The following is a 14297-nucleotide window of genomic DNA, read 5'->3' as shown; positions in this document are numbered from 1 at the left end:
AAGCTCTATTTTCTAAAGAATGTGGTCTTAAATGTAGTACTATTTCCTACATTATCGGTTACAATAAGCTGAAGTTGGTTTTCTCCGGAAACACTTATACCATCATCAAAATTATAGGTTAGTAAGTTCTTCTTATACTCATATTCAAGCAATATAAAGTTACCATTAATAGTAGCTCTGTAACTCTTTATACCAGTATCCTCGTCAGTTATTTTAAAATTTAGTGTTTTATAATCTGAAATCCATTTACCATCTGTTAGGTCTATAGCTTCAATTTTAGGAGGTTTAGCGTCTAATCCCAGTTTAAAATCGCCTAGCGCATTTACACTTGCAGAAATGTGGTCACCTTCTAAGGTAGCTCCTTCATAACGCAATAGCCCTCTGTAATTAACGCTGCCTATATATAATCGTTCTCGATCACCGGGCAGAAATGCAGAAACATCATAACTCAATTTAATATATTTCTGAACCGGTATTAAATCCTGATCAAGATGCAGTGCGTCTGTATTTGCAGAAACATCTAAATAATAATCATCATAAAACGAACCTTCAGGAATAAACAAATCCCAATCACCTACCTTGAAGCTTTGATTTGCATCTGCCTGTACAAAATACGGAGTGACTTTTTTTACAGTTGGTGATAATATCGGTTCTTTAGCAATAGTTATAGGTACGACAACTACAGTTTCATTACCCTTAATATCCGATACTTTTATAGTATAAATTCCGCTGGTGCCGTCTTGATTAAGTTGAAGTATACCTTTATTTTTTTCATACTTAAAAATGCTCAGCGGATTGTTACGCTCTATAAATAATTTTTGAACCCGATCCCGTTTCTCTTCAAAATAGGAGTAATCAATCATTCGGTTAATGTAGCGGGTTTCTGCAAACGAAAATTTATCCATTTCCAGATTTAATAATAATTCACCATTTAAACTGGTTTCAATTTTGTAGATACCATTATTGTTATTAGCAGCATCCTGCATATCAACCGTTCCTACAGCAAAACCTATAGCACCATAAGCTGTAATCTTTTCACTTAAAAATGTTCCATCAGGTTGCTTTGTAATGGTTAGTTTTTGACGTGCTTGCGATTGATTTACAGCGCTACTGTCTGAGAGTGTATACACAAGCAGGTCGTTTATAATGGGAGCTCGATGGTCTGAAACTTCTATTCCAAAAAGTTGGACATTCATAGGGCGTTCATTTTTATCCCGTATTTCAAAATGAACGTGAGGGCCGCCGCTACCACCAGTGTTTCCACTGTAAGCGACTAATTGGCCTTGTGTGACAGCTAATTCATTTGGAGCCGGAAAAAGTTCAATCTCGTAGCTTTCGGCTTCATATTGTTTTGCTTTTACATATGCCTCTAAATCAGGAGAGAATTTATCAAGATGACCATAAACGGTTGTATAGCCATTAGGGTGGTCTATATAGAGCGCCTTACCATACCCATAATGCGAAATTTTGATACGACTCACATAACCCGAAGCGCTGGCCACGACATCAAGACCGGTACGCTGTTGTGTTTTAATATCAAGCCCACTATGAAAGTGATTACTACGCAGCTCACCAAAAGTACCTGCAAGAACGGTGGTGATACGCAACGGTGGTATAAAATCTTTTTTAGGAATATCTGATTGGCCGTTTACAAGAAAAGTACAACTTGTAAAAAGAGTAATTAGTAGTTTTTTCATAGAATCGCTAAGATAAAAAAAATGGTAATCATCGCACATTTGTAGGGAGCCAAGAACTTGATTATTTTTTAATGTAATATGTCTTTTTTAAATTGAAAATATTATAAAAAGCTTCGCTTAAAATTTAAATACTAAATATTTTCAGAACTCTTTGATAGTTAATGTGGTTAAGATTAAATTATTGTAGCATTACAATGACTTGTTTAAAAATAAAATAGAATGTATTGCGATATTAACCATCGAATGTTAACTTTGTGTGACTAAGCATTGTTAAAATAAGGTTATGAGTGAAATGTTGGAGCGTATAGATGCGTTGCAAAATGTAATTAGCAAACTAGTGCATCGTTATCAGAAACTTCAACGTGAAAACGAGGTCTTACAGACCGCAAATCATAATTTGAAGCAAGAGCAGGAAGAGCTGGTAACTTTACTAAGTAATTGGGAAGCTAAATACAGTACACTTAAAACTGCAAATGCAATGCTGGGCAGTAACGAATACAAACGGGAAACCAAGCTAAAAATAAATACTATGATGCGTGAGATTGATGCGTGTATTGCTCAATTAGCAGATTAGTTTAGGATATGTCTGATCATTTAAAAATAAAATTGTCTATTGCAGACCGGCTATATCCGCTAACTATAAAACCTCAGCAGGAAGAAGGATTGCGTAAAGCAGCGAAAGAGATTGAGGAAATGATTAAGAAATTTGAGCAAAGTTATGCCGTTAGAGATAAGCAAGATGTATTAGCGATGTGCGCTTTGCAGTTTGCGTCTAAAACAATACAAAGGGATATTGAGGGAAGTGGTGAGAGTACCGAAGCGATACAACAACTGCGAGACCTTGAGTTACTGGTTAAAAGCCAGTTGTCCTAACGTTCTTTAAAATAGAAATTTACTGCCTACATTGGTTATTTTTTTTGGTAAACTCAACACTATATTCTTTAAAAAGGATGAGTCTGAGTTGTAAAAGCGCGCCGTCTTAGAACGGATTCTTGATCAGCTCGTTAGTCCTATGATTTATTTAAGGAGTTTACGCAAAACCCGATCAATGTAGGCTTTTTTTATATATACACTAACTAAATGGGAAATACTGTACTTATAATCGTAGGCGTCATCTTAATCGCTGGCACACTGGGATTTTTACTGGCAAAATTGCTAGAAAAGAATAACGCATCGCAAATCGTAAGCAATGCAAAAAAAGAAGCCGCTAATATTATTAAAGAAGCAAAAAGCGAGGGAGAATCAATCAAAAAAGATAAAATTCTTCAGGCAAAAGAAAAATTTATTGAGCTTAAATCAGAACACGAGAAAGTTATTCTTTCTAGAGACAAGAAAATTAATGAAGCTGAGAAACGTACCCGTGATAAAGAATCGCAGGTAAGTAGCGAAATAGCTAAAAACAAAAAGCTTAATAAAGAAATTGAAGAGAAAGTTAAAGACTATGATGAGCGTTTAGAATATGTTGAAAAACGCCAGATAGAGATTGATAAAATGCATTTTAATAAAGTGCAACAACTCGAAGTAATTTCCGGGCTCTCTGCAGAGGAGGCAAGGCAACAATTGGTTGAGTCTTTAAAAGATCAGGCAAAAAGTGATGCTATGGCGTACATACAAACCGCTATGGAAGAAGCAAAACTTACCGCTGAGCAAGATGCTAAGAAAGTTATTATTAATACCATTCAGCGTATAGGTACAGAAGAAGCAGTAGAAAATTGTGTTTCTGTATTTAATCTTGAAAGTGATGATGTAAAAGGTAGAATTATAGGTCGTGAAGGTCGAAACATTAGAGCTATAGAGGCTGCTACAGGTGTTGAGATTATAGTAGATGATACACCCGAAGCTATTATTTTATCTTGTTTTGATAGTGTACGTAGAGAGATTGCGCGTCTGTCATTACATAAACTGGTAACTGACGGAAGAATTCACCCTGCTCGTATTGAAGAAGTTGTTCAAAAGACAACTAAGCAAATCGAGCAGGAAATTGTTGATATAGGGAAGCGTACTGTTATAGATTTAGGAATTCACGGCTTGCACCCAGAACTTATTAAAGCTGTAGGTCGTATGAAGTATCGTTCTTCTTATGGTCAAAATCTACTTCAACACAGTAGGGAAGTGGCTAAACTTTGTGCAACGATGGCAGCAGAGTTAGGCATTAATCCTAAACTTGCTAAACGTGCAGGTCTTTTACATGATATAGGTAAAGTGCCAGATACAGAAAGCGAACTACCGCACGCGTTATTAGGGATGGAGTGGGCTGAAAAATATGGAGAGAAACCAGATGTTTGTAATGCTATAGGAGCTCACCACGACGAGATCGAGATGAAAACACTACTAGCTCCTATTGTCCAGGTTTGTGATGCAATAAGCGGTGCAAGACCAGGTGCAAGAAGACAAGTATTAGACTCTTATATACAACGTTTAAAAGATCTTGAGGACATTGCATTCGGTTTTCAGGGAGTTAAGAAAGCATACGCTATCCAGGCGGGTAGAGAGTTGCGTGTGATTGTAGAAAGTGATAAGGTTAATGATGAGAAAGCATCTTCATTATCTTTTGAAATTTCTCAAAAAATACAAACTGATATGACCTATCCGGGTCAGGTTAAAATAACAGTTATTAGAGAAACTAGAGCGGTGAATATCGCGAAGTAGTAACTACATAGAGATATAATAACTAAGAAAGCCGGCACTGCCGGCTTTTTTAGTATTAAAAAGTTTTAAAGGAAATTTGAATTTCAAGCAAAAAAAAGCAGAAGCGCTAGCTTCTGCTTTTTTAAATATAAGGATGTTAATTATTCTTCCGTACTGCTTGAAGATTCATCCATAGAGTGATACACATTTTGTACGTCTTCATCTTCTTCAATTTTCTCAAGAAGTTTTTCAACATCTTCAGCCTCTTCAGGAGTAAGCACTTTAGTTACTTGAGGAATACGTTCAAAGCCACTAGATAATATCTCGTGACCTGCTCCTTCTAAGTAATTCTGAATTGCTCCAAAACTCTCAAAAGGACCGTAAATTAAAATTCCGTCTTCGTCTTCAAAAACTTCCTCTGCCCCAAAATCAATCAATTCTAATTCTAATTCTTCAGGATCTAAGCCTTCCGCAGGAATTCTAAAGTTACAGGTATGATCAAACATAAATTCAACTGAACCCGAAGTACCTAAGTTTCCGTTACATTTATTAAAATAAGACCTAATATTTGCTACGGTACGGTTATTATTATCTGTAGCGGTCTCAATTAAGATTGCGATACCGTGCGGTGCATAACCTTCAAAAAGAACTTCTTTAAAATCACCAAGACTTTTATCACTAGCACGTTTAATTGCGCGCTCTACGTTGTCTTTAGGCATATTAACGCTCTTCGCGTTTTGAATAACAGCACGTAAGCGAGAGTTAGAATCAGGATCTGGGCCGCCTTCTTTAACAGCCATCACAATATCTTTACCAATACGCGTAAATGCTTTTGACATTGCGCTCCAGCGCTTCATTTTACGTGCCTTTCTAAACTCAAATGCTCTTCCCATAGTTTATTTTTTAACGGGTGTAAATTTAACAAAATTCAACATTAAGAATGTGCGTTTTTTAGATTAAATATTACCCTTAAAAAAGTGAATTATTTATGTTTTAACCTCCTATTATTTCTTCAATTGTATGTGCTAATTTAAAATCTTTAGCTGTCACACCATTGGCATCATGAGTAGAAAGACTTATGTTTAGCGTATTGTACACATTGGTCCAATCTGGGTGATGTTGTTGTAGTTCTGCTTCAAAAGCAATACGAGTCATTGTTGCAAATGCCTCTTTGAAGTTTTCAAATTCTAAAGACGTTTGAATGGCGTTTTCTTTAAATTCCCATCCAGCTAAATCTTGTAATTGCTCTAGTATTGCAGCTTCTTCTAGTTTTTTCATCATTTTAGTTTTAGAATATCAATATAATAATAGGTTTAATGCCAGAATAAGGCTTAACCCAAGATTAACGTTTACAAGAATACGAGTTGTTTACTTACCAAAAGATATCCTGTACCTTTGTATAAACTGAATTTATGACAAATATGGAAATACGAGAGCTAGAACCCAAAGCGATATGGAAAAATTTTGCAAACCTTAATACTGTACCCAGACCTTCTAAACAAGAAGAGCGGGTTATTGGTTTTATGAAAGCTTTTGGCGAGGGGTTGAATCTAGAAACTTTTGTAGATGAAGTAGGTAATGTGATTATTAGAAAACCTGCTACTCAAGGTCTCGAAGACCGAAAGATGGTTGTTTTACAATCCCATCTGGATATGGTACATCAGAAAAATAATGCAACTGAATTTGATTTTGCCACTCAGGGGATTAAAATGAAAGTTGAAGGTGATTGGGTAAAAGCAGAAGGTACGACCCTGGGAGCCGATAATGGATTGGGTGTTGCAACTATAATGGCGCTTTTAGAAAGCGATGCGATACCACACCCTGCTTTAGAAGCTTTATTTACTATAGATGAAGAGACCGGTATGACCGGAGCAATGGGATTAAAAGGAGGTATTTTAAAAGGGGATATCTTATTAAACCTGGATACCGAAGAAGATGATGAAATAGGCGTGGGATGTGCTGGAGGTGTAGATATTACTGCAACCCGTTCTTATAATCTAGAAGATGTTGAAGAAGGTAAAACAGGTTTTAAATTAACTGTAAACGGACTCCAGGGTGGTCATTCTGGAATGGAAATCATAAAGGGATTAGGTAACGCTAATAAATTTATGAATCGGTTTTTGCTCGATGGTTTTGAAAATTACGGTCTACGTATTGAAGAAATAACTGGGGGTGGTTTGCGTAATGCAATACCCAGAGAGAGTGTATCAAAATTCTGTATCGACAGCATACATAATGAAGCATTTAAAAGTGATATAGCAGAATTTGCTGAAATACTTAAAGAAGAGTACAAAACTTTAGAGCCCAATTTACAAGTTGAATTAGAAGAGATCGCTTTGCCTAAAAAGGTTATGAGTCTGGGAGTTCAGGAAGGCTTCTTAAAAGCGATACAGGCTGCCTGGAATGGTGTATATCGTATGAGTCCAGATATTGAAAACCTGGTTGAAACTTCAAATAATGTGGCACGTGTAAGCGTTAAAGATGGTCAAATTGAAGTATTATGTCTTACACGATCATCTGTAGAATCGTCACGTACAGACCTCGCTAATACACTTAGAAGTGTTTTTGAATTAATAGGTTGTGAAGTGGTGACTTCTGGAGAGTATCCCGGTTGGAAACCTAATATGGATAGTCCTATTCTCAAAGTACTAGTAGATAAATATAAAAAAATAAATAACGAAGAACCTCACGTAGCAGCTTGTCATGCGGGTTTAGAATGTGGTATTCTTGGCCAAAACTACCCAGATATGGATATGATTTCTTTTGGACCTACAATTCGTGGAGCGCACTCTCCAGATGAGCGCGTAAGTATAGCTTCAGTTCAGAAGTTTTGGATTTTTATTCAGGATATATTAAAAGATATTCCGGTTAAATAATAACACTTATTAAATGGTATTATAAAAAAAAGGAGATGCGCGAGCATCTCCTTTTTTATTTATACTATCCGAAAATTTAGCCTTTAGTTTGACTTTTCATCATTATTTCCTGAAATTTTTGTTGAAGTGCTTTATCATTTTGAAGAGCTACAGCAACCGCTTTGTAGGTTTCCATAGTAAGGCCGTGATCCTTAATAATCGCAAACATTTTAGATTCTAATTTTGGTTGCATACTCTTAATCTCGGTAATTACTGCTGCGTGCTGTTCTAATTCTTCTTTAGATGCATCTACCGTAGCTTTAGGATCCATTTTAGATTTTTGAATTTCATTAAAACGGTCTACTTCTAAACCATTATTTTTAATGATTCCCATCACTTCTTGTTGGGCTACTTTGTTTTCTTCTTGTACTTCTATAAAAGCATCAGCAAACTTAGTAAGTTCTGCATTAGTTATTTCTGATTGAGTTTGCGTGGTTGACTGGCTAGGTGCTACTTGCGCTCTTGCAGTAAAGTTTACACCACCTATTAAAGCACCCGTGAGTGCTAACGCAATTATATCTTTTTTAAATGTAATCATTGTGTTTCTTTTTAAATGAAGTTTAATGTTAGGAAAGAAACATACCATAGCCGTTATTTTAAGAAAGAGATTGTTATTTTTTACAACAGCTTAACATAATACTGGGCAAATGTTAATACTATCTTTAAAGAATAAAAAAAATGTCTGTTGTGATATTACAACAGACATTTATAATGCTTCAATTGATGATAAAATTAGAATTTAGTCTTCTTGCTCTCGGTCATCTAGAAGCTCAACTTCAAAAACCAGATTTGTACGCGGTGGTATAATACGGTACCCGCGCTCGCCATATCCTAAATGATAGGGAATAAACAGCGTTGCTTTATCTCCATAGTTTAATTGCTGAATCCCTTCTTTAAACCCCGCAATCATTTGTGCTTCGGGACCGTATGGGATTTCTACAGGAACATACATATTCTCTTTGGGTCGTGTTTGAATGTCCCACTCATCTGCACACGCCTGAATATTACTGTCAAAAAGTTCGCCATCAGAAAAATATCCTGCGTAATTGACTTTTACTTTTTGAGAACGTTTTGGTTTTTCATCAGAACCATTTTCGGTTATGACTAGCGCAAGACCACTTTCTAATGTGTCTGCTTTTTTACGTAATTCTTCAAATAAGGCTTTCTGGTCGTCTTTTAATTTTTGTTTGGCAGCCAAAGCATCTTCTTTTTCTTGAGCCTTTTTCTCAATCTCTTCAGTAAAAACTTCGGGTGCTTCAAAGTGACGTGCTTCTGCACCTTTTCTAATAATTTTGACAGATTGTATGGTAATCTTACTTTTTGGTTTTCCAATACGCGCGTCAAGCATTTCGGTTTCAGTTATTTTCTTTAAAACATCAAAACCAGAAACCAATTGACCAAAAACCGTATGACAGCCAATTTGTGGATTTTTACAATTTTTGAGATTATCTTCAGCATCGTAGCCATCTAAGTGTGGAGTAGGAGCATCTGTGATAAAAAACTGACTACCATTTGTACCGTAGCCAGAATTTGCCATAGAAAGCACACCTATAGTGTCGTGCTTTAGCTCTGGGCTAAATTCATCGTGAAATTTATAGCCAGGGCCACCACTACCATTACCTTTAGGGTCACCACCCTGTATTATAAAACCTTTCATTATGCGGTGAAAGGTAAGGTTGTCATAAAAGGGTTTGCCTTTGTAAATAGAATCTGCAAGCGGATTATTACCTTCTGCTAAGGAAACAAAATTGGCAACTGTAGCCGGCGCTTCTTTATAAAATAAGTTTATGATCATGGTGCCTTTGTTAGTTACAACTTCTGCATAAAGACCATTATCTAAATCAGGGTATTTATCATCTGCGCAAGACACAAACGCAAATAAAATCATGAATGCAAGAACAGATGCTTTTTTCATAATTAATTTTCAGTATTATTTCTTTTTACTTGTGTGAGATAAACTTTTGTTTGAATAGGTAGATTAGAGCCTATTATATCTTCAAAACCGTAATATCCAAAGGCCTTATGTGATGGTAATAGAAATGTGACTACATCACCTTCCTGCATTAATTTTAAGCCGTCTTTAAGACCTGAAATAAGATCTTGATTGCTTTGTTCTATCTGATAGGTCTGCTCTCCTAAATCTTCCTTAGAAATTAAAAGATTACCATCAAGTGCATTTATTTCATAATTAAACGTTACAAGATCTCCCGTTTTCGGTTTGATGAGACTTGTAGTGTCTTTTACATTGTAATAATACCAAAAGCCTTTATCTGAAGAAAAATACTCGTGCTCCGGGTTAGCTTCCATAATTAGCTTAATGGCTTCTTCCTGAGCTTTATTCATTTTTTTATTGCGCTCAATAGACAGGTCTACATAAGAGCCGGAAGATAGACTAACCGGTCTTCTTGCTTCTGGAGTTTTACAAGCTGAAACAAGGACTAATAGTACAACGAGCAGGTTGAATTTATTCATGTAGCGCTTCTTTATATTGAGGTAATATACTAATAAAATAGGCAACTGTATCGGCTAAGGAAAGATCACTTTTACCACCTGCTGCATTTGTGTGACCACCTCCCTGAAAATGAGAACGTGACATCACGTTAACTGAAAAATTTCCTTTAGAACGCAATGAGATTTTAATTATTCCTTCCTGTTTATTCTCTATGAAAATAAGAGCAATTTTGATAGAATCTAATGATAACCCGTAATTTACAAAACCTTCGGTATCTCCTTTTTGATAATTATGTTCATCAAGTTCTTCCTGAGACAAGGTTATATAGGCCGCATTATATTCTGGTAATACACGTAAATTAGTAAGAGCGGTGCCTAGTAACTGCATTCTTGAGTAACTGTTTGCATCGTAAATTTGCTCATGTATAAATGCATTGTCAGCACCTTTTTCTATTAAACCGGCAATTACTTTGTGAGTTAATGCAGAAGTAGATCTAAATCTAAAAGAACCGGTATCGGTCATAATTCCGGTATAAAGACACGTGGCAATATCAGCATCTATAAGATCTAGACCATCAAGCATTTCTATGGTGTGATAAACCATCTGGCATGTAGCACAAACAGTAACATCACTATAGGTTACTACAGCATAATCATCAGGTTGTTGATGATGATCTATCATTACAAACTGAGCGCTGGCATTACGCAACGAATTTTCCATATCGCCTACTCTGGATAATGAATTAAAATCTAGAGTAAAAATTAAATCTGCTTCAGCAATTAAGCGGGTAGCTTGTTGATTCTGAAGATCAAATTTAACTACTGTACTCTCAAATGGCAGCCATTTTAAAAACTTAGGATAATCGTTAGGACTTACCACGGTTGCGTTGTGACCTTTCTTTATAAGAAATTGGTAAAGACCTAGCGTTGATCCCATTGCATCGCCATCTGGATTTTTATGTGGTATGATTACAATTTTTTTTGGGGTAGCTAAAAGATCTTTGAGAAGTAATATTTCAGAATTTTTCATAGAAGGCGAATATACGATTTCATGATATAGTGTTAATATGGGAACGTGTAATTTTGAACTTCAAATTTTAGTAAAAATGATATCAAGTATTCAAAAAAGACTTTTAATCGGTTTTTGTTTAGGTTTAGTGACATTCTTTACAAACGCTCAGGAAACTACCTACACATCAGATTTTACGATTGCCTTTGGTTCTTGCAACAGGGTTGATTTACCTAATCCATTTTGGAACGATATAGCTTCTAAAAATGCAGATGTATTCATATGGGGAGGAGATGTTATTTATGCAGATACAGAAGATATGACGGTTATGGAAGCTATGTATGAGCAACAAAAAACAAATCCTGATTATAAAGCATTTGCCGAAAAAACCGAGATTTTAGGAACCTGGGATGATCACGATTATGGGATTAATGATGGTGGTGCGAACTATAATAAAAAGCATGCAAGTCAAAATCTTTTTTTAGATTTTTTAAATGTTCCTAAAGATGCTAATGTGAGAAATCAGGAAGGTGTATATACTTCTAAGAATTATTATAAAGATGGAAAATGGATTAAGATTATTATTCTTGATACGCGTTATTTTAGAAGTGATCTTACAGATTCTGAAATAGCCGGGAAACGTTATGAGCCCAATACGACTGAAGGCGAAACAATTTTAGGAGCTGAGCAGTGGAGTTGGTTAGAAAAGCAATTTGAAGAGAAATCAGACTATTGCGTGGTAATGAGCAGTATTCAGTTTTTAAGTGCCGAGCATGGCTTTGAAACCTGGGGAAATTTTCCTTCAGAAATTGAACGTTTTGAAAATTTAGTGAAAAATGCGAATGCTCAACGTGTTGTTCTTTTAAGCGGGGATAGGCATATTTCAGAATTTTCTAGAAAAAATATTGAAGGAATAGATTACCCCTTAATTGATTTTACTTCAAGCGGTCTAACGCATTCTTATTCTTCATACAGTGGAGAACCTAATCAATATAGGGTAGGTGATGTAATTAGTGTACGCAGTTATGGTTTACTTAATATTGATCTTGATAAACACATCATAAATTTTAAAATTATGGGAGTAAATGATCAGATTTTAAGTGAATTAAGTCAGCACTATTAATTCTTAATTAAGGAACTAAAATTTCTAATTAAAAGAATTACTTTTGCAGCGATTTTAAAAACAAAAAAATCAATTGGCTTTAATTATGCTGATTGAAACAAAACAAAACAAAATGGCAACAAACAGAACGTTTACCATGATTAAGCCAGATGGCGTTGAGAATGGACACATTGGTGCAATATTAGAAAAAATTACAGCTTCAGGTTTTCGCATAGTAGCGCTTAAAATGACGCAAATGACTACTGCAGATGCAGAGGCTTTTTATGCAGTACATAACGAGCGTCCGTTTTTTGGAGAGCTTGTAGAATTTATGACAAGAGGTCCTATTGTTGCTGCTATCTTAGAAAAAGAAAATGCAGTTGAAGACTTTAGAACACTTATAGGAGCAACAAACCCTGCAGATGCTGCAGAAGGTACTATTAGAAAATTATATGCTACCTCTATGGGAGAAAATGCTGTTCACGGTAGTGACAGTGATGAGAACGCAGCTATTGAAGGTGCTTTTCACTTTTCAGGTAGAGAAAAATTCTAGTCAGTTAATGACTTTATATAAAAAGAGCGGCAATTGCCGCTCTTTTTTTGTTTTAATTTAAATGCTATCTTAAAACAATAGACTTAATAACTTCCTTACCTAATTCTTCATTGAGGTTACGTATTATTTTCTCTTTCCCGTAACCTAATTCTTCGCGTAAAACAGACGAACTTAATTGTACAAATAACCTATCATTATCAAGTTTTATTTGGGTGGTGTATTTTGAAATTGCTGGCCCCATTATATCGCGCCAGGCATCTGCCACATTAACTTTATCAATACCGGTTTGCAAATTGTTTTTTTCAACAAATGATCCCAATACATCTCGTATTGATTTAGGATCTGCGTCTCGTTTTGCCATTAGTCTGTAATATCTATTTTTTCAAATTTATGATACGTATAAATCAATCCGCGATCATTTTTAAGTTTTAATTCATTGCCATCTGCTTTTAAGACAGTTTCTGACCAGGTGTCAAAAGGTGTAGTATAGTTTAGATACAAAGAATCATTCTCAATTTTAGCAACAATATTTTCTTTAGAATCTGTGGTGACAAAGGTACCATCTATACGCGGCAAAACCTTAGTTCTAAATCCTAATGTATCTTTTAATTCTATAAAATCTACTTGCTCATTAAATTTATAGTCGGTGGTTTTTCCCTTGGGGTTTTCAACCTGTTTGATTTCCCAATATCCGTTTAGATTTTTAAGTTGCTCCTCAGGATTGTTTTCGGCGCAGCCTAAAAGAACAAAGAAAAGGCTAAGCGATGCTAAATAAGTCTTCAAAGTTTAAAAATTTTATAGGTTTGGTGAATTTCTTTAATAATGTCTTCGGTGCGATCTGCGTGCGTATCGCTAATAAACAACTGCCCAAAGTTATCATCATTTACAAGATCTATAATTTGGGTTACCCGGTTTTCATCTAATTTATCAAATATATCATCTAGCAATAATATGGGTGTTGTATTGCTTTGTGATTTTATAAAATCAAACTGTGCCAGTTTGAGAGCTATGAGATACGATTTTTGCTGACCCTGGCTGCCAAATTTTTTAATAGGATGCCCTTCAATTTTAAAACTTAAGTCATCGCGATGTGTGCCTACCGTTGTGTATTGAAGCGCACGGTCTTTTGCAAGATTTTCTTCAAAAAGAGTTTCTAAGGAAGCATCTATTAATTGACTTTTATATTTAAGTTTTACTTCTTCTTTACCACCGCTAATGGCTGCATAGCGTTCTTTGAAAATAGGCGTAAAGGCTTCCAGAAAAGCACTTCTTTTTTCAAAAAGAATAGCTCCCAGACTGTTCATCTGCTCATTATAAATACTTAGCGTGTCTTTATTAAACGTATGATTGGCATTAAAGTATTTGAGAAGGGCATTGCGTTGTGCTAATGTTTTATTGTATTTAATTAAGGTGTCTAGATATGTTCTGTCGCTTTGGGCAATAACACCATCCATAAACTTACGGCGCGTCTCACTACCTTCAATAATTAAATCACGGTCTGCGGGAGATATAATAACAAGTGGTAAAAAACCTATGTGATCAGAAAAGCGCTCGTAAATTTTGCCATTACGTTTAATTACTTTTTTTTGACCGCGCTTTGCGCTTACGATTACTTTCTCTTCCCGCTCTTGTTTTTCATAACTGCCATCAATTACAAAGAAATCTGCAGCGTGATTAATGTTTTGAGTGGTAATGGGGTTAAAGTAGCTCTTGCCAAAGGATAAATGGTAGATAGCATCGAGCACATTTGTTTTTCCCACACCGTTATTTCCCACAAAACAGTTAATTTTTTTGTCGAGTGTAAAAGACGCAGTTTCAAAATTTTTATAGTTAATAAGCGAAAGTGCTTTAAGAATCATAGCGTACGAGCCAATTTTTTAAACCCTAATTCCTTGATAAATAGCATATTGAATTAAAGTGTATTCATATGCAAATTATTGAA

General features: G+C 35.4%; 16 protein-coding genes and 1 other RNA gene. 7 read left to right on the top strand and 10 right to left on the bottom strand.

Going from position 1 to position 14297, the window contains the following annotated elements; translation table 11 throughout:
- Positions 1–5: 5 nt before the first annotated feature.
- The gene (locus tag ACEN25_RS03200; protein ID WP_441801621.1) at positions 6–1697 is read right to left on the bottom strand and encodes a M23 family metallopeptidase; all 1692 of its coding nucleotides are present in this window, start codon (positions 1695–1697) and stop codon (positions 6–8) included.
- 283 nt (positions 1698–1980) lie between these two features.
- On the opposite strand from ACEN25_RS03200, the gene ACEN25_RS03195 reads away from it, so the two are divergent.
- From ACEN25_RS03195 to rny, 4 genes are all read left to right on the top strand, one after another.
- Positions 1981–2271, top strand: coding sequence for a hypothetical protein (locus ACEN25_RS03195; protein WP_028375185.1), 291 nt, complete (start codon positions 1981–1983; stop codon positions 2269–2271).
- Between the two features lie 8 nt (positions 2272–2279).
- Entirely contained in the window at positions 2280–2570 is a 291-nt protein-coding gene (locus ACEN25_RS03190; RefSeq protein WP_441801620.1) for a cell division protein ZapA, read from the top strand.
- 51 nt (positions 2571–2621) lie between these two features.
- A non-coding RNA gene (ssrS, locus tag ACEN25_RS03185) (6S RNA) lies at positions 2622–2729 on the top strand.
- A 48-nt stretch (positions 2730–2777) separates the two neighbouring features.
- Complete coding sequence (gene rny / locus ACEN25_RS03180; RefSeq protein WP_441801619.1) at positions 2778–4346, top strand: ribonuclease Y; 1569 nt, start codon at positions 2778–2780, stop codon at positions 4344–4346.
- Positions 4347–4486: 140 nt separating this feature from the next.
- Here the strand turns inward: rny and ACEN25_RS03175 are convergent, their stop codons facing one another.
- Both ACEN25_RS03175 and ACEN25_RS03170 read right to left on the bottom strand, forming a co-directional pair.
- Positions 4487–5218, bottom strand: coding sequence for a YebC/PmpR family DNA-binding transcriptional regulator (locus ACEN25_RS03175; protein WP_441801618.1), 732 nt, complete (start codon positions 5216–5218; stop codon positions 4487–4489).
- A 100-nt stretch (positions 5219–5318) separates the two neighbouring features.
- Positions 5319–5603 (bottom strand): 4a-hydroxytetrahydrobiopterin dehydratase, encoded by a 285-nt coding sequence (locus ACEN25_RS03170; RefSeq protein ID WP_441801708.1) that lies wholly within the window; start codon positions 5601–5603, stop codon positions 5319–5321.
- A gap of 134 nt (positions 5604–5737) precedes the next feature.
- On the opposite strand from ACEN25_RS03170, the gene ACEN25_RS03165 reads away from it, so the two are divergent.
- The gene (locus ACEN25_RS03165; protein ID WP_441801617.1) at positions 5738–7201 is read left to right on the top strand and encodes an aminoacyl-histidine dipeptidase; all 1464 of its coding nucleotides are present in this window, start codon (positions 5738–5740) and stop codon (positions 7199–7201) included.
- A 76-nt stretch (positions 7202–7277) separates the two neighbouring features.
- Here the strand turns inward: ACEN25_RS03165 and ACEN25_RS03160 are convergent, their stop codons facing one another.
- The 4 genes from ACEN25_RS03160 to ACEN25_RS03145 form a co-directional block, all read right to left on the bottom strand.
- Complete coding sequence (locus tag ACEN25_RS03160) at positions 7278–7778, bottom strand: DUF4168 domain-containing protein (RefSeq protein ID WP_441801616.1); 501 nt, start codon at positions 7776–7778, stop codon at positions 7278–7280.
- A gap of 201 nt (positions 7779–7979) precedes the next feature.
- A complete protein-coding gene (locus ACEN25_RS03155) occupies positions 7980–9155 on the bottom strand; it encodes a peptidylprolyl isomerase (RefSeq protein WP_441801615.1) in 1176 nt (391 codons plus the stop codon).
- Between the two features lie 2 nt (positions 9156–9157).
- On the bottom strand, positions 9158–9712 hold the full coding sequence (gldI, locus tag ACEN25_RS03150; RefSeq protein WP_441801614.1) for a gliding motility-associated peptidyl-prolyl isomerase GldI: 555 nt from the start codon (positions 9710–9712) through the stop codon (positions 9158–9160).
- Positions 9705–10721, bottom strand: a complete 1017-nt coding sequence (locus ACEN25_RS03145; protein ID WP_441801613.1) for a DHH family phosphoesterase — start codon at positions 10719–10721, stop codon at positions 9705–9707. Before ACEN25_RS03145 ends, gldI begins: the two co-directional genes overlap by 8 nt.
- A gap of 76 nt (positions 10722–10797) precedes the next feature.
- On the opposite strand from ACEN25_RS03145, the gene ACEN25_RS03140 reads away from it, so the two are divergent.
- Positions 10798–11823 (top strand): alkaline phosphatase D family protein, encoded by a 1026-nt coding sequence (locus tag ACEN25_RS03140; protein WP_441801612.1) that lies wholly within the window; start codon positions 10798–10800, stop codon positions 11821–11823.
- 112 nt (positions 11824–11935) lie between these two features.
- Positions 11936–12355: a nucleoside-diphosphate kinase gene (locus ACEN25_RS03135; RefSeq protein WP_028375195.1), complete on the top strand. Its 420-nt coding sequence runs from the start codon at positions 11936–11938 to the stop codon at positions 12353–12355.
- A 64-nt stretch (positions 12356–12419) separates the two neighbouring features.
- Here the strand turns inward: ACEN25_RS03135 and ACEN25_RS03130 are convergent, their stop codons facing one another.
- Genes ACEN25_RS03130 through recF form a run of 3 tightly spaced genes read right to left on the bottom strand, consistent with a single transcriptional unit; the run spans position 12420 to position 14214 of the window.
- Positions 12420–12716, bottom strand: a complete 297-nt coding sequence (locus ACEN25_RS03130) for a DUF721 domain-containing protein (RefSeq protein WP_441801611.1) — start codon at positions 12714–12716, stop codon at positions 12420–12422.
- Complete coding sequence (locus ACEN25_RS03125) at positions 12716–13138, bottom strand: hypothetical protein (RefSeq protein ID WP_441801610.1); 423 nt, start codon at positions 13136–13138, stop codon at positions 12716–12718. The genes ACEN25_RS03130 and ACEN25_RS03125 overlap by 1 nt, the downstream gene beginning before the upstream one ends.
- Positions 13135–14214 carry a DNA replication/repair protein RecF gene (gene recF / locus ACEN25_RS03120; protein WP_441801609.1) on the bottom strand — a complete coding sequence of 360 codons (1080 nt, stop codon included), beginning with the start codon at positions 14212–14214 and terminating at the stop codon, positions 13135–13137. Before recF ends, ACEN25_RS03125 begins: the two co-directional genes overlap by 4 nt.
- Between the last annotated feature and the right edge of the window lie 83 nt (positions 14215–14297).

The sequence above is a fragment of the Leeuwenhoekiella sp. W20_SRS_FM14 genome (genome assembly GCF_052119605.1).
GTDB lineage: Bacteria > Bacteroidota > Bacteroidia > Flavobacteriales > Flavobacteriaceae > Leeuwenhoekiella.
This window is presented reverse-complemented; position numbering and strand designations above follow the sequence as displayed.

What these genes read in the sequence shown, in the direction of transcription:
- ACEN25_RS03130 (WP_441801611.1), bottom strand. Translation starts at nt 12,716, where the DNA reads ATGGCAAAACGAGACGCAGATCCTAAATCAATACGAGATGTATTGGGA.
- ACEN25_RS03195 (WP_028375185.1), top strand. Translation starts at nt 1,981, where the DNA reads ATGAGTGAAATGTTGGAGCGTATAGATGCGTTGCAAAATGTAATTAGC.
- recF (WP_441801609.1), bottom strand. Translation starts at nt 14,214, where the DNA reads ATGATTCTTAAAGCACTTTCGCTTATTAACTATAAAAATTTTGAAACT.
- ACEN25_RS03200 (WP_441801621.1), bottom strand. Translation starts at nt 1,697, where the DNA reads ATGAAAAAACTACTAATTACTCTTTTTACAAGTTGTACTTTTCTTGTA.
- ACEN25_RS03170 (WP_441801708.1), bottom strand. Translation starts at nt 5,603, where the DNA reads ATGAAAAAACTAGAAGAAGCTGCAATACTAGAGCAATTACAAGATTTA.
- ACEN25_RS03160 (WP_441801616.1), bottom strand. Translation starts at nt 7,778, where the DNA reads ATGATTACATTTAAAAAAGATATAATTGCGTTAGCACTCACGGGTGCT.
- ACEN25_RS03135 (WP_028375195.1), top strand. Translation starts at nt 11,936, where the DNA reads ATGGCAACAAACAGAACGTTTACCATGATTAAGCCAGATGGCGTTGAG.
- ACEN25_RS03145 (WP_441801613.1), bottom strand. Translation starts at nt 10,721, where the DNA reads ATGAAAAATTCTGAAATATTACTTCTCAAAGATCTTTTAGCTACCCCA.
- ACEN25_RS03155 (WP_441801615.1), bottom strand. Translation starts at nt 9,155, where the DNA reads ATGAAAAAAGCATCTGTTCTTGCATTCATGATTTTATTTGCGTTTGTG.
- rny (WP_441801619.1), top strand. Translation starts at nt 2,778, where the DNA reads ATGGGAAATACTGTACTTATAATCGTAGGCGTCATCTTAATCGCTGGC.
- ACEN25_RS03190 (WP_441801620.1), top strand. Translation starts at nt 2,280, where the DNA reads ATGTCTGATCATTTAAAAATAAAATTGTCTATTGCAGACCGGCTATAT.
- ACEN25_RS03175 (WP_441801618.1), bottom strand. Translation starts at nt 5,218, where the DNA reads ATGGGAAGAGCATTTGAGTTTAGAAAGGCACGTAAAATGAAGCGCTGG.
- ACEN25_RS03165 (WP_441801617.1), top strand. Translation starts at nt 5,738, where the DNA reads ATGACAAATATGGAAATACGAGAGCTAGAACCCAAAGCGATATGGAAA.
- gldI (WP_441801614.1), bottom strand. Translation starts at nt 9,712, where the DNA reads ATGAATAAATTCAACCTGCTCGTTGTACTATTAGTCCTTGTTTCAGCT.
- ACEN25_RS03140 (WP_441801612.1), top strand. Translation starts at nt 10,798, where the DNA reads ATGATATCAAGTATTCAAAAAAGACTTTTAATCGGTTTTTGTTTAGGT.